Source organism: Brevibacterium permense (genome assembly GCF_013280495.1).
Classification (GTDB): domain Bacteria; phylum Actinomycetota; class Actinomycetes; order Actinomycetales; family Brevibacteriaceae; genus Brevibacterium; species Brevibacterium permense.
This window is the reverse complement of record NZ_JABSSX010000002.1, coordinates 284,555-305,676: the sequence shown is the minus strand read 5'-3', so window position 1 is coordinate 305,676 and position 21,122 is coordinate 284,555. Positions and strand designations below refer to the sequence as shown.

The 21,122-nt window shown below is 65.2% G+C and carries 15 protein-coding genes; 11 read left to right on the top strand and 4 right to left on the bottom strand.

The genetic code is table 11. The features are described 5' to 3' along the window. Positions 1–20: 20 nt before the first annotated feature. The 3 genes from leuA to HK353_RS04220 all read left to right on the top strand — a co-directional run bounded on the left by leuA (position 21) and on the right by HK353_RS04220 (position 3,363). The gene (gene leuA / locus HK353_RS04230) at positions 21–1,784 is read left to right on the top strand and encodes a 2-isopropylmalate synthase (protein ID WP_173152799.1); all 1,764 of its coding nucleotides are present in this window, start codon (positions 21–23) and stop codon (positions 1,782–1,784) included. Between the two features lie 77 nt (positions 1,785–1,861). Then, positions 1,862–2,590 carry a DNA repair protein RecO gene (gene recO / locus HK353_RS04225; RefSeq protein WP_101546999.1) on the top strand — a complete coding sequence of 243 codons (729 nt, stop codon included), beginning with the start codon at positions 1,862–1,864 and terminating at the stop codon, positions 2,588–2,590. Further along, positions 2,587–3,363 (top strand): isoprenyl transferase, encoded by a 777-nt coding sequence (locus HK353_RS04220; protein WP_173152796.1) that lies wholly within the window; start codon positions 2,587–2,589, stop codon positions 3,361–3,363. Before recO ends, HK353_RS04220 begins: the two co-directional genes overlap by 4 nt. A gap of 273 nt (positions 3,364–3,636) precedes the next feature. Here the strand turns inward: HK353_RS04220 and HK353_RS04215 are convergent, their stop codons facing one another. Further along, entirely contained in the window at positions 3,637–5,439 is a 1,803-nt protein-coding gene (locus HK353_RS04215; RefSeq protein WP_173152793.1) for a DEAD/DEAH box helicase, read from the bottom strand. Between the two features lie 393 nt (positions 5,440–5,832). Here HK353_RS04215 and HK353_RS04210 point away from each other — a divergent pair, with 393 nt between their 5' ends. Further along, a complete protein-coding gene (locus HK353_RS04210; protein WP_173152790.1) occupies positions 5,833–7,215 on the top strand; it encodes a glycine--tRNA ligase in 1,383 nt (460 codons plus the stop codon). A gap of 170 nt (positions 7,216–7,385) precedes the next feature. Continuing rightward, positions 7,386–8,720, top strand: coding sequence for a YibE/F family protein (locus tag HK353_RS04205; RefSeq protein WP_173152787.1), 1,335 nt, complete (start codon positions 7,386–7,388; stop codon positions 8,718–8,720). Between the two features lie 79 nt (positions 8,721–8,799). Here the strand turns inward: HK353_RS04205 and HK353_RS04200 are convergent, their stop codons facing one another. Both HK353_RS04200 and HK353_RS04195 read right to left on the bottom strand, forming a co-directional pair. Next, positions 8,800–10,191 carry an aspartate aminotransferase family protein gene (locus HK353_RS04200; RefSeq protein ID WP_169252425.1) on the bottom strand — a complete coding sequence of 464 codons (1,392 nt, stop codon included), beginning with the start codon at positions 10,189–10,191 and terminating at the stop codon, positions 8,800–8,802. Next, positions 10,188–10,673: an Lrp/AsnC family transcriptional regulator gene (locus HK353_RS04195; RefSeq protein WP_101547408.1), complete on the bottom strand. Its 486-nt coding sequence runs from the start codon at positions 10,671–10,673 to the stop codon at positions 10,188–10,190. Before HK353_RS04195 ends, HK353_RS04200 begins: the two co-directional genes overlap by 4 nt. A gap of 425 nt (positions 10,674–11,098) precedes the next feature. On the opposite strand from HK353_RS04195, the gene HK353_RS04190 reads away from it, so the two are divergent. Continuing rightward, positions 11,099–12,427 (top strand): M24 family metallopeptidase, encoded by a 1,329-nt coding sequence (locus tag HK353_RS04190; RefSeq protein WP_173152784.1) that lies wholly within the window; start codon positions 11,099–11,101, stop codon positions 12,425–12,427. Between the two features lie 85 nt (positions 12,428–12,512). Here HK353_RS04190 and HK353_RS04185 read toward each other — a convergent pair whose 3' ends face one another. Continuing rightward, positions 12,513–13,901, bottom strand: coding sequence for an L-lactate permease (locus tag HK353_RS04185; RefSeq protein WP_173152781.1), 1,389 nt, complete (start codon positions 13,899–13,901; stop codon positions 12,513–12,515). A 61-nt stretch (positions 13,902–13,962) separates the two neighbouring features. On the opposite strand from HK353_RS04185, the gene HK353_RS04180 reads away from it, so the two are divergent. From HK353_RS04180 to dnaG, 5 genes are all read left to right on the top strand, one after another. Next, a complete protein-coding gene (locus HK353_RS04180; RefSeq protein ID WP_173152778.1) occupies positions 13,963–14,511 on the top strand; it encodes a helix-turn-helix domain-containing protein in 549 nt (182 codons plus the stop codon). A gap of 234 nt (positions 14,512–14,745) precedes the next feature. Beyond that, positions 14,746–16,440, top strand: a complete 1,695-nt coding sequence (locus HK353_RS04175) for an ATP-binding cassette domain-containing protein (RefSeq protein WP_173152775.1) — start codon at positions 14,746–14,748, stop codon at positions 16,438–16,440. Between the two features lie 89 nt (positions 16,441–16,529). Beyond that, on the top strand, positions 16,530–17,717 hold the full coding sequence (gene dusB / locus HK353_RS04170) for a tRNA dihydrouridine synthase DusB (protein WP_173152772.1): 1,188 nt from the start codon (positions 16,530–16,532) through the stop codon (positions 17,715–17,717). Between the two features lie 2 nt (positions 17,718–17,719). Continuing rightward, positions 17,720–19,027: a deoxyguanosinetriphosphate triphosphohydrolase gene (locus HK353_RS04165; protein WP_173152769.1), complete on the top strand. Its 1,308-nt coding sequence runs from the start codon at positions 17,720–17,722 to the stop codon at positions 19,025–19,027. A gap of 3 nt (positions 19,028–19,030) precedes the next feature. Then, positions 19,031–21,103, top strand: coding sequence for a DNA primase (dnaG, locus tag HK353_RS04160; RefSeq protein WP_173152766.1), 2,073 nt, complete (start codon positions 19,031–19,033; stop codon positions 21,101–21,103). Positions 21,104–21,122: the final 19 nt, after the last annotated feature.

Here is a 21,122-nt window from a genome sequence, read left to right as displayed (position 1 = left end):
AAACTTAAGTTAGAGGAACAATGAAACTGCAGAAGCCTTCTCCCATGCCGTTCGGCAAGTACAAGTCGTTCCAGGACCGCATCGCGCTGGATATGCGCGACCGCACCTGGCCCGACCAGATCATCAGCAAGGCGCCTCGCTGGCTGAGCACCGATCTGCGCGACGGCAACCAGGCGCTCATCGATCCGATGACCCCGGACCGCAAACGCAAGATGTTCGATCTGCTCGTGGGTCTCGGGTTCAAGGAGATCGAGGTCGGATTCCCGGCAGCCAGCCAGGTCGACTTCGACTTCGTCCGCGAGATCATCGAACAGGACGCGATTCCCGATGATGTCCGGATCTCCGTGCTCACGCAGGCTCGTGAGGACCTCATCGAACGCACTGTCGAATCACTCGTCGGCGCGAAGATGCCCACCGTGCACCTCTACAACGCAACCGCGCCGGTCTTCCGCAAGGTCGTCTTCGGCTTCGACGGAGACGGCTTCGACCAGACTCGCGATATCGCACTGCAGGGCACTCAGGCCGTGATGAAGCACGCCGAGACGCTGCTGTCGGACGCGGACTTCGGCTACCAGTATTCGCCGGAGATCTTCGTCGACACCGAACCCGAGTTCGCCCTCGACATCGTCGGCAGCGTCCTCGATATGTGGCAGCCGGCAGCCGGCCGCGAGACCGTCGTCAACCTGCCGGCCACGGTCGAACGCGGCACACCGAACACCTACGCGGACCAGATCGAATGGTTCTGCCGCAATATGCCCTACCGCGACGAAGTGGCCGTGTCCCTGCACCCGCACAACGACCGGGGCACCGGCGTGGCCGCTGCGGAGATGGGAATGATGGCCGGCGCCGACCGCATCGAAGGCTGCCTGTTCGGCAACGGTGAACGCACCGGAAACCTCGATCTCGTCACCGTCGCCCTCAACCTGTACACGCAGGGCATCGACCCGGAGCTCGACTTCTCCGATATCGACGAGGTCATCCACACCGTCACCGAATGCAACCAGATCGGAGTACACGAACGTCACCCCTACGGAGGCGACCTCGTCTTCACCTCGTTCTCGGGCTCGCACCAGGACGCGATCAACAAGGCGTTTGCCGACCGTGAGAAGAAGGCGAACGCCCAGGGCACCCCCGTCGACCTCATGGAATGGGACATGCCCTACCTGCCGGTCGACCCGAAGGACCTCGGCCGCAGCTACGAGGCGATCATCCGTGTGAACTCGCAGTCCGGCAAGGGCGGAGTGACCTACCTGCTCAAGAGCGAGTACGGACTCGACCTGCCGCGTCGGATGCAGGTCGAATTCTCCCGCGCCGTGCAGCAGCACACCGAAGCCGGCGGCGAGGTCTCCGCCGAGGAGATCCGCCGCATCTTCAACTACGAATACCTGCCCGCCGAAGACTCAGAGAAAGCATGGGGCCGCTTCCAGATCGTCGGCCTGCGTACCGATTCGGGCAATGTCGACGGTGGCGGCTCATCGGCAGAGCGCATCGAGGTCGACCTCATTGTCGACGGTCAGGAACGCACCTACGAAGGACGCGGCAACGGACCGATCGACGCGCTGGTGAAGATCCTCATCGATCAGTTCGACGTCGATGTGCGACTCCAAGACTACTCCGAGCACGCCATCGGCTCCGGTGCTGACACCAACGCCGCCGCCTATGTCGAACTCGCCGTCGAAGACCGCGTCGTCTGGGGCGCCGGTCTGCACCCGAACATCACGAAGGCCTCGCTCAAGGCCGTTGTCTCGGCCGTCAACCGTGCGGCTCGCGACCGTCAGAGCTGAGGCTACGCGGTCGATCTCACAGCATCAGCAGAGCGCGGCGGGGTGATTCCCCGCCGCGCTTAAGCGATAATGGGCAGGTGCACAACTATCGTGATGAAGGCATCGTGCTCCAGGGGCACAAGCTCGGCGAAGCCGACCGCATCGTCACCGTGCTCACTCGCAGCCACGGCCTCGTCCGCGCCGTCGCGAAGGGGGTGCGACGGACGAAATCGCGGTTCGGTTCCCGTCTCGAACCCTTTATGCTCGTCGATCTGCAATGCCATGTCGGGCGCAGCCTCGACATCGTCACCCAGGTCGAACTCGTCGAACCCTTCGCCCGCGGAATCGCCACGGACTTCGATGTCTACTCGGCCGCCTCGGTGATGGCCGAAACGGCACGCAGCATCACCGAAGTCGAACCCCAGTCGCGTACGCATTTCCTCCTCCTCGTCTCTGCCATCCGTTCGCTGTGCAACCGCGAACACCCGCCGAGGCTGTCCCTCGATGCGTACCTGCTGCGGGCGATGTCCGTGGCCGGGTGGGCACCGAGCCTGCTGGACTGCGCCCAGTGCGGGAATCCCGGACCCCACCGCGCGTTCTCCGCAGCCTTGGGCGGTGCCGTGTGCACGAACTGTCGCCCCTCCGGTGCGGCACTGCCCGACACCGATGCGCTCGAGCATATGGCCGCGCTCCTGTCCGGCGACTGGGAGCGTGCCGAGGCCTCCGACCTGCACGATCAGATCGACGGGTCGAAGCTGGTCTCGGACTGGGTGTCCTGGCACCTCGAGCGCAATATCCGATCACTGAGAGTTCTGGAGAGCACATGAGCTACCCCGCACCACCGGCCCACCCCAGCGGAGCGAGACCTCCGCGCATCGACGCGAAGTTCGTGCCTCGGCACGTCGCAATCGTCATGGATGGCAACGGTCGGTGGGCGAATCAGCGGGGGCTGCCGCGCACGGAAGGGCACAAAGCTGGGGAAGCTTCGCTGCTCGACGTCATCCACGGCGCGATCGAGATCGGCGTGGACTATCTGTCGGCGTATGCGTTCTCGACGGAGAACTGGAAGCGCTCACCCGAAGAGGTGCGCTTCCTCATGGGGTTCAACCGTGACGTCATCCGCCGCCGCCGCGATGAGCTCAACGCCCTGGGCGTGCGGATCGTGTGGTCCGGCCGGCGCGGTCGGCTGTGGCGTTCGGTCATTGACGAACTCGAGACTGCCGCGGAGATGACGAAGAACAATACCGGTCTCGTGCTCCAGTTCTGCGTGAACTACGGTGGACGCTCCGAGATCGTCGACGCGATCAATGAGATCACCGCCGAGGTGGCCGCCGGGAAGCTCAAACCCGGCAAGGTCTCGGAGAAGACCGTCCGCTCCCGCCTCTACGCACCCATCGTGCCCGACGTCGACCTGTTCATGCGGTCCTCGGGGGAGCAGCGGACCTCGAACTTCCTGCTCTGGCAGGCAGCCTATGCCGAGATGGTCTTCCAGGATGTGTTGTGGCCCGACGTCGACAGGCGCACCCTGTGGGCGGCGATCGAAGAGTATGCCCGCCGCGACCGTCGCTTCGGCGCCGCCGTCGACACGCCGAGCGCTTGAGGGGCATGCACACCTGAGCGGTGCGCCGTGGTCATCTGAGGTGCCCCGCGCAATTTCCGTAGCAGCTTGGTGAAACTGCAGCAGCTTGGTGCAGGGACCAAGCTGCTGCAGCTTCACCAAGCTATGGAGCCGCGAGCGTAGTCAAGAACTGGTCTGGGTACGAAGATCGGCCCCGCAGCGCAATGCTGCGGGGCCGAACTGTCACTTCAGAGCGAACCCAGGTCAGGGACCACGTTCGTGGAGCTGGAGCCCCGGTCGTGTCCCGGAGGCGGATCAGTAGTGGTCGCGGGAGCGGTCGCTGCGACCGCCGAACTTCTTGCCGCCTCGGCGATCGCCCCGGAAGTTGCGGCCGTCACCGGGCTGCTTGTCGAAGTTGCGCTTCTTGAACGGGCGTCCCGGGCGTCCGGAATCCGGACGGATGTCGATGGGCCGGCCCTGGATCTCGGTGTGGGAGAGCTTGCGCAGCACCGACGGATCGAGGTCCTTGGGCAGGTCGACGAGCGTGTGGTTCGAACGGATGTCGATATGGCCGATCTGCTTCGAGGTGATTCCGCCTTCGTTCGCGATCGCACCGACGACGGCGCCCGGCTGCAGACGCTCATTGCGGCCGAGGGCCAGACGGTAGGTCGTCATGTTCTCATCACGGGCACGTCCGCCACGGCCCGGACGGCCGCCGTCACGACCGCCGTCGCGATCACGGTCTCGGCCCGGACGACGTGCCGGTTCGGGCATCGGCTGGGCCTTGAGCGTATTCGACTCGAGGACGAGGGACGCCAGCGCGGCGGCGATGTTCGAGGCCGGCACATCACGGGAGAGCGAGTACGCCTCGATGACGTCGGTGAGTTCGGACAGTTCGGTCTGCGCGAGCACATCGTCGATGCGCTTCGTGAACTTGTCGACGCGAGTGTTCGTCAGCTCTTCGACGCTGGGCAGAGTCAGCGGTTCGACCTTCTGCTTCGTGGCGCGCTCGATCGAGCCGAGCATGCGCTGCTCGCGCGGAGTGACGAAGAGGATCGCCTCACCGGAGCGTCCGGCACGACCGGTGCGGCCGATGCGGTGGACGTAGGACTCGGTGTCGTGCGGGATGTCGTAGTTGACGACGAGCGTGATGCGCTCGACGTCGAGACCGCGGGCGGCCACATCGGTGGCGACGAGGATGTCGATCTTCGCCTCACGCAGCTGATCGATCGTGCGCTCACGAGCCTGCTGCGGGATGTCGCCGTTGATCGCGGCGGTCTTGAACCCGCGGGCACGCAGCTTCTCGGCCAGCTCCTCGGTGGCCTGCTTCGTGCGCACGAACATGATGATGCCCTCGTACTCCTCGACCTCGAGGATCCGGGTCAGCGCATCGAGCTTGTGCGAGTGCTGAACCATGAAGTAGCGCTGGCGGATGTTCGCACCGGTCTGCGACTTCGCAGCGATCCGGACTTCCTTCGGGTCGTCCAGGTACTTCCCGGTGATCCGGTGGATCGACGACGGCATGGTGGCCGAGAACAATGCGACCTGACGGTCGGGACCGACCTGGCTGAAGATCTCTTCGATGTCCTCGGCGAAGCCCATCTTGAGCATCTCGTCGGCCTCATCGAGGATGAGGTGCTTGAGGCTGCCGAGCTTGAGCGATCCCTTCTTGAGGTGGTCGATGACACGACCGGGGGTGCCGACGACGACCTGCGCACCACGGCGCAGACCCGCCAGCTGCGGGCCGTAGGCCTGACCGCCGTAGATCGGGAGCACGGAGAAGTCGGACAGCTCCGTGGCGTAGGAGGTGAACGCCTCGGCGACCTGGATCGCAAGTTCGCGAGTAGGGGTGAGTACGAGAGCGAACGGGCCGTCGTCGGCGCGCCCCGCCTCGGCGAGGTCGGACAGGGCAGGCAGGGCGAAAGCTGCGGTTTTGCCGGTTCCGGTCTGGGCCAGACCGATGACGTCACGGCCCGACAGGAGGGTCGGGATCGTCTCGGCCTGGATGGGGGTGGGGATCTCGTAGCCCTGCGCCTCTACGGCCTTGAGCACGAGCGGGTGGAGTCCCAGTTCGGAGAATCTCGGAGTGGTTTCGTCGTTTGCGGACACATCGGTCATGAGTGATCTCTCTCACGTCGGCACACACTTGATCGCAGATGACTGTAGTGGCGATCTACCCTGCGGCCGCTTGTGCAATCATCGTGAGCAATCCGGGCCGAAACCGTAGAGATCCAAGAACTCGCTTGGACAGACGTGAAGACGTCGGTACGGAGAAAGGTTTGGGTGTACCCCAAGTCTACATGCCGCACCCTCGCCGAGGCGGTCCCGGAGTGGGAAACCGAGTGTGAGATCAGTCGCCTCCGATGGTCTCCTGCCGTCACCTGTCGTCGCCGAGGGCGGACGTCAGGGTGGGTCCGGTCGGTGTTGAGGAAGCGACGGCGTGACCAGTTAGGCTGGTATCTGCGAGCCACGGCAGCCGGCCGTCGGCGAACTGAAACAAGGAGAGAACTAGTGGCACAGTCCAAGTTGGATGCCGTCATCGCCCTGGCCAAGCGCAGAGGATTCGTCTTCCAAGCAGGAGAGATCTACGGCGGTTCCCGCTCGGCATGGGACTACGGGCCGTTGGGCGTGGAGCTCAAGGACAATATCAAGGCGCAGTGGTGGCAGCAGTTCGTGCGCGGTCGCGAAGACGTCGTCGGCCTCGACTCCTCGATCATCCTGCCCAAGCGCGTCTGGGAAGCCTCCGGCCACGTCGCCACCTTCGTCGATCCTCTCGTCGAGTGCCTCAACTGCCACAAGCGCCACCGCGAGGACCACCTCGTCGAGGCGTATGAGGCGAAGAACAAGAAGGCTCCGGAGAACGGCATGGCCGATATCGTCTGCCCTGACTGCGGCACGCGCGGTCAGTGGACCGAGCCGCAGGAGTTCTCCGGCCTGGTCAAGACCTTCCTCGGACCTGTCGACTCCGAAGCCGGACTCCACTACCTGCGGCCGGAGACCGCGCAGGGCATCTTCGTGAACTTCAACAATGTGCTCACCGCCGCCAGGAAGAAGCCGCCGTTCGGCATCGGCCAGATCGGCAAGGCCTTCCGCAACGAGATCACCCCCGGCAACTTCATCTTCCGCACCCGCGAGTTCGAGCAGATGGAGATCGAGTACTTCGTCCACCCGGACGAGGCCGACGACTACTACAAGCAGTGGGTCGAAGACTGCTGGTCCTGGTTCCTCGATCTCGGCATCTCCGAGGACAACGTCCGCCGCCTCGACGTTCCCGCCGAGGACCGTGCGCACTATTCGGCAGGCACCATCGACATCGAATACCGCTTCGGCTTCCAGGGGTCCGAATGGGGCGAGCTGATGGGTGTGGCCAACCGCACCGACTACGACCTCGGCACTCACACGGAGGTCTCGGGAGCGAAGCTCCAGTACTTCGACCAGGCCAGCGGAGACCGCTACACCCCGTATGTCATCGAACCCTCCTTCGGCCTGACCCGGTCGATGATGGCCTTCCTTGTCGAGGCCTACTCCGAAGACGAGGCGCCGAACACGAAGGGCGGAGTCGACAAGCGTGCTGTGCTCAAGCTGGATCCGCGCCTGGCACCGGTCAAGGCAGCGGTGCTGCCGTTGAGCCGCAACGAGAAGCTGACACCGGCGGCGAAGGACCTCGCTGCGACGCTGCGTCGACGCTGGAACATCGACTTCGATGATGCCGGTGCCATCGGCCGTCGCTACCGCCGCCAGGACGAGATCGGAACGCCGCTGTGCATCACCGTCGACTTCGACACCCTCGATGATCAGGCCGTGACGATCCGCAAGCGTGATGACATGAGCCAAGAGCGCGTGAGCATCGATCAGGTGGAGAACTACCTGGCCGACCACCTCGCCGGAGCCTGACCCCAATTACTACCTGACGGCGGCCCAGCAACCTGGCGCCAGGTTGCTGGGCCGCCGTCAGGTAGTTGTGATAATGGTTGGCCGCCTCGGTGAGCACCAGCCGCCATTCCGCCCTGGTCGACCGCCCCCGCATCTGTCCGGTCAGCCGTCTCTGAAGGACCGCCATGCATATGACGTCCACACACGAACCGAAGGCCTCGCCGAAGGTTCGTCTGATCATGCTCGCCTGCCTCATCCCGCTCATCGTCGTCACGATCGCCGGACTTTTCGTGCTGTGGCCGTCAGGACCTGACAAGGATCTGCCCTGTGGCGGACCGACGACGAACTCGGCCGAAGGGACCAGCGATACGAAGGTCACCGTCACCGCCGTCGACGCTTCGGACTGCGACCCTGGGGAGACGGACCCGATGGTCCGCGCTGACTGCACGACGTACACCGTGGAGGCGAACGGGCAGGAAGGCAGCCTCTATGTCACCCCCGACGCGGTCAAGGCCGGCGTCGATGTCGGCGACACGATCAAGGCCCTCGACTTCACGAAGTCACCGGACCGGGCGGAGATGGGCACTGACTACGTGTTCATCGATTTCGACCGCAACGTCCCGATGCTCGCCCTGGCGATCATCTACGCGATCGTCGTCCTCCTCGTCGCCGGTCTGAGGGGCCTGCGCGCACTCATCGGACTCGGGTTCGCCGGTGCCGTGCTGTTCGTCTTCATGCTCCCGGCGATGCTCGACGGCAAACCGCCGGTGCTGGTGGCGATGGTCTCTGCCAGTCTGATCATGGTCATCGCGCTCTACCTGGCGCACGGAATCTCGACGCGGACGTCGACGGCGCTGTTCGGAACGGTGCTCGGCATCATCATCACGGGCATCCTCGGTGCGTGGATGACGTCCTGGGCGAATCTGGGCATCGCCTATTCGGAGGACGGGTATCTGCTGGTCGATACGACCGATCTGGGGATGACGGACATCATCGTGTGCGCGATCCTCATCACCGGACTCGGAGTGCTCAACGACGTCACGATCACACAGGCTTCGGCGGTGTGGGAGCTGGCAGCCGCTGCCCCGGAGATGAAGCCCGGTCAGCTGTTCTCCCGGGCGATGCGCATCGGGCGTGACCATATCGCCTCGACCGTCTATACGATCACGTTCGCGTATGTGGGCTCGGCGCTGATGACGCTCATCATCGTCTCCGCGCACGATCAGCCGCTGTTCGACACGTTCACACTCGGAGACATGTCGGTCGAGGTGGTGAGCATCCTCGTGTGCTCGATCGGTCTGGTCATCGCGATTCCGCTGACGACCGGACTCGGTGTCCTCGTGGTGAAATCGGGAGTGCGCCCGCCGGGGCGGCCCACCGGATCCGCGGCTGCGCCCGGCATGATCGCGGCTGCCCCCGGCACGATCGCGGCTGCCGACTCGGGCATGATCGCGGCTGCAGACCTCACCGAGGAGCGGCCGCCGATGCCCCGTCGCGAGGCCCGTGAACGCGACCAGAACCGCTGAACTTCGCCCCGGAACTACCTGACGGCGGCCCAGCAACCTCGCGCGAGGTTGCTGGGCCGCCGTCAGGTAGCAATTGGGGTCAGAACATTGTCCAGGCTTCCTGCAGGACGCCGCGGATGATCTGCTCCATTTCGTCGAACTCGTTCTGACCGACGGTCAGCGGAGGCGAGAGTTGGATGACCGGGTCGCCGCGGTCGTCGGCGCGGCAGTACAGACCGCTGTCGTACATCTTCGCCGACACGAAGTTCTTGAGGATCCGTTCGGACTCCTCTTCGGTGAACGATTCCTTCGTGTCCTTGTCCTTGACGAGTTCGATTCCGTAGAAGAATCCCTCACCGCGGACGTCACCGACGATCGGCAGATCCTTGAGCTTCTCGAGCGTGAACTTGAACGCCGCAGCGTTCTCGTGCACGTGGTCGTTGAGCTTCTCCTCTTCGAAGACGTCGAAGTTCGCCATCGCGGCGGCACAGGCGACGGGGTGACCGCCGAAGGTGTAGCCGTGGTAGAAGGTCTCATCGCCGCCGGGGCCGAAGGGCTCGAAGAGCCGATCGGAGGCGATCATCGCACCCAGCGGTGCATAGCCGGAGGTGATGCCCTTGGCCGAGGTGATGATGTCGGGAACATAGCCGAAGTCGTTGCAGGCGAACATGTCGCCGATGCGACCATAGGCGCAGATCGTCTCGTCCGAGACCAGCAACACATCGTACTCGTCGCAGATCTCGCGGACCCGCTCGAAATATCCGGGAGGCGGCGGGAAGCATCCGCCGGAGTTCTGCACGGGCTCGAGGAAGACGGCGGCCACGGAGTCGGCACCTTCGAACTCGATGGCCTCACCGATGCGGTCGGCGGCCCAGCGGCCGAAGGCCTTCTCATCGTGGGCGAGGTGCTCAGGTGCTCGGTAGAAGTTCGTGTTCGGCACCTTGTGAGCACCGGGGACCAGCGGAGCGAACTGCTCCCGCAGACCCGGCAGCGAGGTCACCGACAGCGCACCGTGCGGCGTGCCGTGGTAGGCGGTGGCCCGCGAGATGATCTTGTGCTTGCCGGGCTTGCCGACGAGCTTGAAGTAGTTCTTCGCCAGCTTCATCGCCGACTCGACCGAGTCGCCGCCGCCGGAGGTGAGGAAGACCCGGTTGAGATCGCCCGGCGCATAGCTGGCCAGACGTTCCGAGACCTCGATCGCCTGCGGGTGGGCGTACGACCACAGCGGCATGAACGGCAGCTTGAGCGTCTGGTCATACATCGCCTTCGCGATCTGCTCACGACCGTGCCCCACCTGAACGGTGAACAGACCGGCGAGACCGTCGAGGTACTTCTTGCCCTTGTCGTCGAAGATGTGGTGACCCTCGCCGCGTACGATGACCGGCGCCTCACCACCGTTGAACAGTGCTTGGTGTGGTGACATGTGCATCCACACGTTATTGCGGATGGCATCCTGATAAGGAGTGCCGGCCCTGGTGACATTGTCTGTCATCGCGTCCCCCAGTTGTATTTCTGCTTTTCGAGTGAGAGGTACATGAAGAGCTCCGTATCCACGACGGCATCGATCGAGCGGAGCTCCTCATTGACGAACTCGATCAGATGCCGATCCGATTCACACACGATCTCGACCAGGAGGTCGAACGAACCGGCGGTGACGACGAGGTAGTCGATCTCGTCGTAGTCGTGCAGCTTCTCGGCGACCGCGGAGATGTCCCCGCGGACCTTGAGCCCCACCATCGCCTGTCGCGCGAATCCCAGACTCAGCGGGTCGGTCACGGCGACGATCTCCATGACACCCGAATCGATGAGCCGCGACACCCGCTGGCGCACGGCGGCCTCGGACAGGCCGACGGACTTGCCGATGGCCGAATAGGATTTCCTTCCGTCGTGCTGCAGCTCGACGATGATCGCCTTAGATTTCTCGTCGAGATTCCCCAGTCGGGAACCGCTGCCGTTCGGCAGAAGCGGGTCCATTCTTCACCTCCGTGATGTGCGTCTCAGGACAATCTATCACCGAATCTGCTGAAATGCGCTGTTGTGTATGCGAATTCAGTCGAAACTGAAAATGTTTGGTTCTGGATTCGTCAATATCGCCGAGGAGGCCGACGGGTATCCGCGTCAAGCGCCGTTGCCGGGTCGCCCGGATCCGCCGATAGCAACCACCCGAATCCGTAGTTCACTGACGATCCGAATCCGCCGTTCGCCGACCATCCGAAGCGGCGGTCCGAGGATTGCCAGGGACCGACGTCGGCGGCAGTCCGAAGCCCTATTGAGAAGCTCTGTGAATCGCCGTTGCGAAAGCCGTCAGATCCCCGCAGGCGCCCGGATAGGCAGACCGTCGACAACACGCGCATCGACAGTGATTGACAGTATGTGAGAGAGATCACCACACTGGGATCATGAATGAGGGTGAGCTGTTCTACGGCGGCGACGACAATCGCCCGGATGTGCACGGGATGCGTCCCGGGGCCGAGCAGGGGCAGGCCGGCAAAGAGGTCAAGGCGCGCCCGCAGCCGGTTCCCGGCGAAGTCGATACGATCGGCGCGAACGAACTGTCGTTCAGCGCTGAGGAGTACCTCGGGCGGATCGCTTCGGTGCGCAACCGCATGCTCGACCAGGGCCTGGCCGCGCTCATCGTCACCGACCCGGCCAACATCTACTACCTCACCGGCTACAACGCGTGGTCCTTCTACACCCCGCAGCTGCTCTTCGTGCCGTCGTCGGGACCCATGACTCTGTTCATGCGCGATATGGACGCGCGGGGAGCCTCGCACACTTCCTGGCTGCCACCGGAGGACATCGTCGGCTATCCCGAACGGTATGTGCAGCGTCCGCATATCCACCCCTTCGACTGGGTCGCCTTCGCCCTGCGCCAACGGTGGGAGGTCGCCCGTGCCTCCACCTCTCCGGTCGGCGTCGAGATGGATTCGCATTTCTTCTCCCCGCGTGCCTTCCGGGCGCTGGTCAACGGCGTGCCCGAATGGCGCCTCGTCGACTCCTTCGAACTCGTCAACTGGATCCGCGCGGTCAAATCTCCGGCGGAGATCGCGCTCATGCGCAAGGCCGCGAAGGTGACCACCGTTGCCATGGACGCGGCACTGGGCACGATCGGCGTCGGCGTCGGCCAGAACGAAGTGGCGGCCGCGATCTTCGAAGCCCAGACCAGAGGCGGTGACGGAGTCTGGGGCGACTACCCCTCGATCGTCCCGCTGATGCCCACCGGCGAAAGCGCGGACACCCCGCATCTGAGTTGGACCGACCGGAAGTTCGAACGCGACGAATCGGTGAGCATCGAACTCGCCGGCGTCCACCGCCGCTACCATGTTCCGCTGGCTCGCACCGCGGTGACCGGGCGACCGAAACAGGAGCTCGTCCGCCTCGAAGGCGTTGTCGCCGAGGCGCTGTCCGCTGTCCTCGACGTCGCCGCCCCCGAGGTGCCCACCGCAGAACTCGCCCGCACCTGGAATCGCGTGCTGGCTCTGTCAGGACTGGAGAAACCCAGCCGCCTGGGCTACTCGATCGGGATCGGCTACCCGCCCGACTGGGGCGAGCGGACGATCTCGATCCGCACCGAGGACGACCAGATTCTCGAAGCGGGAATGACCTTCCACCTCATCGGCGGAATGTGGATGAACGGCTACGGAATCGAACTGTCGGAACCCGTGCTCATCACCGACACCGGCTGCGAGCCATTCACGAACTTCCCGCGTGAGATCATCCGCGTCTGAGCCGTTCCGCGGGCGTGCCTCGGGCGCAGCCAGCCCGTCCCGGCACTATCCGCTCGCTTCGCTGAGCCGAACTCGCCTGCCTCGATCAGGCGAAGAACTGGATCCACAGACCGAGGGCCAGGGCGTTGATCCCCGCCACCGCGAGCGCCCGGCCCTGCACCCAGGAGATGTCCTTCGCCGAGGCGGCCACCGACGCATCGGCGATCTGCACGGCCATCGCCACCCGCGGGGGAGCGGCGAGAGCGGCCAGTGAGCCTGCCGCGTTTCCGGCCGCGACGACCGGCAGAGCCGAGACCTGCGATGATGCGGCGGCCGCGGTCAGGGTGCCGGTGAACATCGAGTTCGCTCCCGTGTTCGAGCCGGTGAGCACTGCCCCGATGGAATTCAGCCACGGAGTCAGCAGAATGAGCCCGGCCGGCAGCAGGGAACCGATCGCCTCGCTCATCCCCGTCGTCGTCATGATCCAGCCCATGAGCATGAATGCGGCGGTGCCGACGCCGATGGGAATCCAGGAACGCACGGCCGCAACGGTGACTTCGCGTCTGCCGGCGACAGTGATGGCGGCGATGAGGCAGGCGGCGGCCAGCCAGAACGGGGGAGAGGCGATGATCTGGGTGACCGTCGATGGCAGCGCGGCGTCCAGGGCCCGCGCCAACAGCAGCCCGACCGTGAGCACCCCGTAGGGCAGAACCGCCACGCCGAGGCGACGCGTCAGCCCCGTGGCTCTCTTCCGGATCATGAACAGCGCACCGAGGAGGAGGATGACGATCAAGGAGCCGATGATCCCCGACGGGGCCATGCCGATGACGGAGCTGGAGGCGAGGATCCCCGCCCACATGAGTGCGCCGGAACCGATGATCCCCAGCGCCGAGGCGGCGGACGGTCGCATGATCGCGACCACGGCGATCGCGACGATGATGACCGGGATCGCATTGATCCACGCCGTGGCCAGACCGAGCTCGTCGACGTCCAGTCCGGCCAGCGCCGCTGCGACGGTGGTGCCCGGTCCCAGGGCACCCCACGGCACCGCGATGAGACCGAGGAGGCCGAGGATCGCGGACTGCCGCAGGGTGCAGCCGAGATGATGCAGGATCGGCACCCCGACGGTGACGCCGATGCCGAAGCCGGTGACCGATTCTGCGAAGGGCACGATGCCGAACACGACGAGCGCGACCCCGAGCGGTCGCCCCGGTGACAGCGACTCGACCCAGGACGAGATCTGCGACATCGACCCCGCGGACTCGAGCAGCCGGGCGAGCAGCATGCCGAAGAGCAGGATGAGCGCGACCTCGAGGATGAGCGGAAAGTAGTCGATTCCCGATTCCACCAACACCGAGGCGGGGGTGGGGAAGACGAAGGCGACGAGACCGGCCGCGAGCACGCCGCCGGCGAGAGCGGCGACCCAGGAGCTCTGTTTGAGCAGTAGCAGGACGATGGCAATCAGGATCGGTGTGAGAGCCAGCACTGCCGCCATAGGGTGAAGTTTCCTTTGTGAGATGTGATTCTACGATCCAAGAATAGAATATGATGCTCCAATGGCGAAAGAAGAGGATCTCGGCGCACGTGTCTTCGGCGCCCGCATCAGAGCCCGGCGCAAGTACAACAACCTCACCCTCAATGAGCTCGCGGTGAGGGCGGGACTGTCCCGCGCCGCTCTGTCGAAGATCGAACGCGGTGAGCAGGACACATCGGTATCGAACGCCATGGGTCTCTCCCGCGCCCTCGGCGTCGATGTCGGCGAACTGTTGGCCGCCCCGGAAGTCACGATCACCCGCAGCGAGGCGATCCCCACGACCTCGACCTTCGGCAAGGGGGTCTGGCGGCGGGATCTGCCATCGGCGATCGAGAATATGGATGTCGTGCATTACCGCCTCGACCCGCGCAGCGAGACCTCGGCCTTCGCTGCCCACCGCAGCGGATCGTGTGAGAGCTTCTTCGTCCTCAAGGGCAGCATCGAGGTCGCCACCATCGACCGCCGCACGACCCTGCACGCCGGTGACTGCGCCCAGGCTCCCGGTGACGTTCCGCACCAATTGGCCAACCCTCACGACGAGCCCGCCGAACTCATGCTCATCATCATCTGAATCTGCCGGACCCCTTCTTACTACCTGACGGCGGCCCAGCAACCTCGCGCCAGGTTGCTGGGCCGCCGTCAGGTAGTAAGGAGGGGTGGTGTTGACCGGGCGAGCCGCCTCGGCGATCATTGTTATGTTCCGTTTCCGTTCAAGGACGTATCTGCTGTGAAGTGAATCCTCATGCCGTGACTTGCGGGTGCCACGGGCCCGCGGCGCTTCTGCGTACACGCAATGAGGACCCTCATGCCTGCAGCAATCACTGTGTCCGAACTGGACTACCGCCTCGGCGACGATACCGAGATCTTCTCCCGACTCACCGCCACCATCCCTGCCGACCTCGTCGGACTCGTCGGCGACAACGGGATCGGCAAATCCACCTTCGCCCGCATCCTCGCCTGTCGACTGCGAGCCTCGTCAGGAACCGTCACGGGTCCCGATGGCGCCGTCTACATCGACCAGCTGCTGCCGCATTCGACGCAGCGGGTCGACACCAAACTGGACATCGCACCCGTCCGACAAGCGCTGGGCCGCGCCCTGGCCGGAGTAGCGACGGGCGCCGACTTCGACCTCATCGGCGACGACTGGGACATCGAAGAGCGAGCCCTGGTGGCGCTGTCCGAACTCGGTCTGCAGCTGAGCGTCAGCGATCTCGACCGGAGTCTGAGCAGCTTCTCCGGCGGACAGGCCACACGCATCGGACTGGCCCGAGCGGCACTGGTCGGTGAAGCCTGGCTGATCCTCGACGAACCGAGCAACAACCTTGATGAGGACGGGCGGGCCCTGCTGACGTCCCTGCTCGCCGAACGGCGCGGACCGACCCTGGTCATCTCCCACGACCGCACGCTGCTGACGCATATGACCTCGATCATCGAGATGACCGACCGGCTGCGGGTCTACGGAGGGAACTTCGACGACTACGAAGCCATGGTCGCCGCGGAAGAAGAGGCGAAGCAGCAGAAGGTCACCGATGCGAAGAAGTCCCACCAGATCGAGAAGCGACAGCGGATCGAACTGCAGACGAAGCTCGCCCGCAGCGAGCAGAAAGGGGCGAAGGACAAACTGAATAGGCGTCGTCCCCGGATCGCAGCCAACGCCATGGCTCACTTCGCGGAGAAGTCAGCGGCCAAACGACGCGACGACAAAGCCGCCGACGAAGCGGCCGCCTGGGACGAACTCACCAACGCCAAGGATGCGCTGCGCCGGTCCTCGAGCGTCCGCCTCGACCTGCCGGACACCCAGGTGCACGCGACCAAACGGGTCCTCGAGATCTCCGCGGCCGCCTCGGCGAGGTCCGAACGTCCGCATTCTATCGTCGGTCCCGAGCGGATCCGGCTGACCGGACCGAACGGGGCGGGGAAGTCGACCCTGCTGGCAGCGATCCTGGCGGCTGCCAACGGCCAGGACGGACAGGACGGCCAGGACGGACAGGACGAGGACACAGGAAAGACAGCTGGGGGAGAGGGAGCTGGCGAAACCGGTCCGCCGATCGCCGCACTCTTCGGCGACCTCGCCATCACCGTCTCTGCACCGACGGCTCACCTCGACCAGCAGTACCGACTGCCGGGGGAGCTCACGGTGATGGAGGCAGTGCGCGCGGGCAACCCGCAGCTTGACCCGCACCGCGTCCACGAAGTGCTCGCGGCCATGGGACTGCGCGCCGGACGCGCCGGCCAGATCTGTCAGACCCTGTCCGGTGGGGAGCGCTTCCGTGTCGCCTTGGCCTCAGGGCTCCTCCAGGACCCGGCTCCGCAGCTGCTCATCCTCGACGAACCGGGCAACAATCTCGACCTGTCATCGATCGAGGCGCTGGTGACCGCTCTCGAAGGATTCGGCGGTGCCATGGTGATCGTCACCCACGACGACCGGCTCGCCGCCGAACTCTCCGTCGACACCGAATGGGATGTGCGGGAATTTCTGCGCACCGAAGCCGTTGATTGAGTTGAGACGAAAAGGACGAGCCGAGCCGGCTAAGCAGGCGGGAGAGACAGACGAATGTGCGATTTTGACTTGACTGGGATAATGGCCCTGTGAGTGTCATCAGTCGTGCCCCAGAAACCGCATCCCCGAAGCCCGAAACAGCCCTGCGCATCGGGCCCATCGAGCTGTCCTCGCCCGTCGTGCTCGCGCCCATGGCCGGAATCACGAACACCGCCTTCCGCCGCCTGTGCCGCGAATACGGAGCCGGCCTGTACGTGACCGAAATGGTCACCACCCGGGCCTTGGTCGAGCGCAATCCGAAGACGATGCGCATCATCCACCACGAGCCCTATGAGACTCCGCGCTCCGTCCAGCTCTACGGAGTCGACCCGGTGACCATGGGCCAGGCCGTGCGGATGCTCGTCGAGGAGGACCGGGCCGATCACATCGACCTCAACTTCGGCTGCCCCGTCCCCAAGGTCACCCGCAAGGGCGGCGGCTCCGCGCTGCCGTGGAAGCAGGACCTGTTCAAATCCATCGTCACCACGGCCGTCACCGAGGCGGCCCGCCGGGACGTACCCGTGACCGTGAAGATGCGCAAAGGCATCGACGCCGACCACACGACCTTCCTCGACGCCGCCGAGACCGCGCGCAACGCCGGTGTCGCCGCCGTCGCTCTGCACGGCCGCACCGCGGCCGATCTCTACTCGGGGACCGCGGACTGGGACGCGATCGCCCGGCTCAAGGACCACCTCGGCGACACCGTTCCGGTGCTCGGCAACGGTGATATCTTCGCCGCCGAGGATGCCCTGGACATGATGGCCAAGACCGGCTGCGACGGCGTCGTCATCGGGCGCGGCTGCCAGGGACGGCCGTGGCTGTTCGGCGACCTCGCGAACGCGCTGAACGGCAGCGACGAACGCCACCGTCCCGGACTCGCCGAGGTGGCTCGTGCCGTGTACAAACACGGCGAATACCTCGTCGATCACTTCGAGGACGAATTCCTCGGCGTCCGTGACCTGCGCAAACACATCGCCTGGTACTTCAAGGGCTACCCCGTCGGGGGAGAGCTGCGCAGCCAGCTGGCCATGGTCGCCTCGCTCGAGGAACTCGCCGGACTGCTCGACCAGCTCGACAAGACCGCGCCCTACCCGGGAGAAGCCGCCGAAGGGTCCCGCGGCCGCACCACCCGGCCGAAGAAGCCGCACCTGCCCGAAGGTTGGTTGGACTCCAGAATCTTCGATCCCAGCGGGAAGTCGCTGCTGTCGGAGGCCGAACTCGACATCTCAGGAGGATGAGAATGCCCTTCGACACTCACCCGCACACCTCGGTGGAGACGGGGACCGTGGCGGTCTACTCGTCGCGGGACGAGGAACGGTGGGTGAGCGAACCGGCTAAGAATCCGCGGCGCTCGGCTTTCCAACGCGACCGAGCCCGCGTCCTCCATTCCTCGGGACTGCGCCGCCTCGGCGCGAAGACTCAGGTCGTGTCCCCGGGCACGGATGATTTCGTCCGCACCCGTCTCACTCACTCCCTCGAGGTCGCCCAGGTCGGCCGCGAACTCGCCCGCTACCTCGGCTGCGATCCCGATATCGTCGACACCGCCTGCCTGTCCCACGACCTCGGACACCCTCCCTTCGGCCACCACGGTGAGACGATCCTCGACGCCCTGTGCGCAGACATCGGCGGCTTCGAAGGCAACGCCCAGACCCTGCGTCTGGTCACCCGGATCGAACCGAAGGTCATCGCCGATGACGGTCGCCCGGCCGGCCTCAACCTCTCCCGCGCGAGCCTCGACGCACTGACGAAGTACCCATGGCCCCGAGCCGAAGCCACGGCCGGTCGTCGCGACTCCGGGGTTCGCAAATTCGGTGTCTACGATGACGACCGGACCGTCTTCGACTTCTACCGCGACGGCATCGACAACGGTCAGAAATGCATCGAAGCCCAGGTCATGGACTTGGCCGACGACATCTCCTACTCCGTTCACGACGTCGAGGACGCCATCGTCGCCGGACATCTGGACCTTGCCGACTTCGCTGCCGATGAGCGGCGGACAGAACTCTTCGACATCACCCGTCAGTGGTACCTGCCGGAAACCACCGATGCGGAGATGGACAAGGCGCTCGGTCGACTGCAGGCCGCCGCCTATTGGCCCAAGGAGGCCTTCGACGGATCCCGTCGTGCTCAGGCCGGCCTCAAGCACATGACGAGTCAGCTCATCGGGCGCTTCGTCGGTGCCGCGGAATCCGCGACCCGTGAGGAATTCGGCTGGGAGCCCCTGGCCCGATACTCGGCCTCACTCGTCGTGCCCGAGACGACCACCGTCGAGATCGCCGTACTCAAAGGCATGGCCACGCTGACGGTGATGGTCGCCGAGGATCGACTGCGGCTGCATGACATCCAGGCGGCGGTCATCGACGAACTCGCCGAATGGTACTCGCAGTCACCGGACAAGCTCGATCCGATGTTCCGCGCCGACCACGCCGAGGCCGCCGACGACTCCGCACGGCTGCGCGTCATCGTCGACCAGATCGCCTCCCTGACTGACCATTCCGCCTGGGCCCTGTACCACCACCTCAACGCCGGAGCGGAGGATCGGCTCTAGACCATGGCCGGACTCATCAAACGCGAGGACATCGACGAACTGCGCAGCCGCACCCGCATCGACGAGGTGATCGGGGAATTCGTCACCCTCAAGACCGCGGGCATCGGATCGCTGAAAGGACTCTGCCCGTTCCACGACGAGAAGACGCCGTCGTTCACGGTGCGTCCGCAGGTCGGGATGTACCACTGCTTCGGCTGCGGTGAGTCCGGCGACGTGTTCACCTTCCTGCAGAAGGTCGAACAGCTCAGCTTCGTCGAAGCCGTCGAGACGCTGGCAGGCAAGGCCGGAATGCACCTGCGCTACGAGGACGGGAAGGGCCCGGACCGGGAACAGGCCAGCCGCAGGCAGCGGCTGCTGGAGATGCACGAGGTCGCGGGGCGGTTCTTCGCCCAGGCCCTCGAGTCCGAGGCCGGGCAGATCGGCCGCGAGTTCCTGTCCGGCCGCGGTTTTCCCGCCGAGTCGAGCCGGGAATTCGGCATCGGATTCGCCCCGAAATCCTGGGATGCCCTGACGAGCCATCTGCGCAGGGCCGGCTTCACCGATGAGGAGATCCTCGCCGGCGGGCTGGCCAGTGAGGGCGGTCGGGGAATCTACGACCGATTCCGTGGTCGGGTGATCTGGCCGATCAAGGACATGACGTCCCGGACCATCGGCTTCGGCGCCCGCCGACTCTATGACGATGACAAGGGACCGAAGTACCTCAACACTCCCGAGACCGCTCTCTATCACAAGAATCAGGTTCTCTATGGACTCGACCTGGCGAAGAAGTCCATCGCGAAGACCAAACGCGTCGTCGTCGTCGAGGGCTACACCGACGTTATGGCCGCCCACCTCGCCGGAGTCGACCAGGCCGTGGCCACCTGCGGCACGGCCTTCGGCGCCGAACACGTGAAGATCATCCGTCGCCTCCTCGGCGACGACCCGACCGGACAGGTGATCTTCACCTTCGACGGTGACGCCGCCGGTCAGAAGGCTGCGCTCAAAGCCTTCGAATTCGAGAACCTGTTCACTGCCCAGACCTTCGTCGCCGTCGAACCCGATGGCCTCGATCCCTGTGACCTGCGCATGCAGAAGGGCGACGCAGCCCTGCGCGAACTCATCGACGGCTGCAAGCCGCTCTTCGAGTTCGTCATCACCACCGCGATCTCCCGCTTCGACCTCGACACCGTCGAAGGACGAATCTCCGCGGTCCGCGCCGCCGCCGAGGTGCTCACCGACATCCGCGACCGCAACAGCCTCTCTCACTACTACCGGTTCGTCGCCGGTCGCATCGGCGTCGATATCGACGAGGTGGAGGCCGCGGTCCGCACCGCCGCCCGCCAACCGAAGCAGAACCGCCAGCCCGCCGAGGCGCCCGCCCGCCAGTCGTCCTACCGCGACGGCCCACCGCCGGCACCGAGCGCACCCGCACCCTCGTCGCCGGCCACATCCGGACCAAGGCACGGGCCTGGTTCGGGGCAGGGGACCGGTCCGGGCACCGAGCGGGAGATCGCTCCGTCCGGAGGCGCACGCGCTCCCGGTTCCGCCTCGGCGGGGGAGGTCTCCGATGAGCGCAGCATCGAATACGTCTACGACGAACGCCCCGACGTCTCGAACCTCTCGGCCCCGATCAGCCCCGCCCGGCTGAAGACGGAGAAGGGGGCTCTCATGGTCGCCCTCCAGCATCCGGAGGTAGTCAATGCGAAGCTCTTCGACTCGCTGTCCGCGAAGGCCTTCGAACACCCCGGCTACCGGCGGATCCAGGAAGCCATCAAACAGGCCGGGGGATTGGGTGCAGCCGGCACGGCTCAGTCGAAATGGGCAGAACGCGTCCTCGACGCTGCAGCCGAGGACCTCAAGCCCTATGTGGCCCAGCTGCTCGTGACCCCGCTGCCGGTCATCGAGGGAGACGGGATCGATCGGTTCGCCCGCGGGATCGTCGCACGCCTCTTCGACTACGACCTCGAACGCATCGCCAAGGAACTCCACTCCCGTCTCCAGCGCCAGGACACCTCCGATGGAGCGGGTCAGGCAGCACTGCTCGGTCAGCTGCAGACTCTCGAGCAGCACCGGGCACGGCTGAAGATGCTCATGTAGAAGACTGCGCACAGTGAAA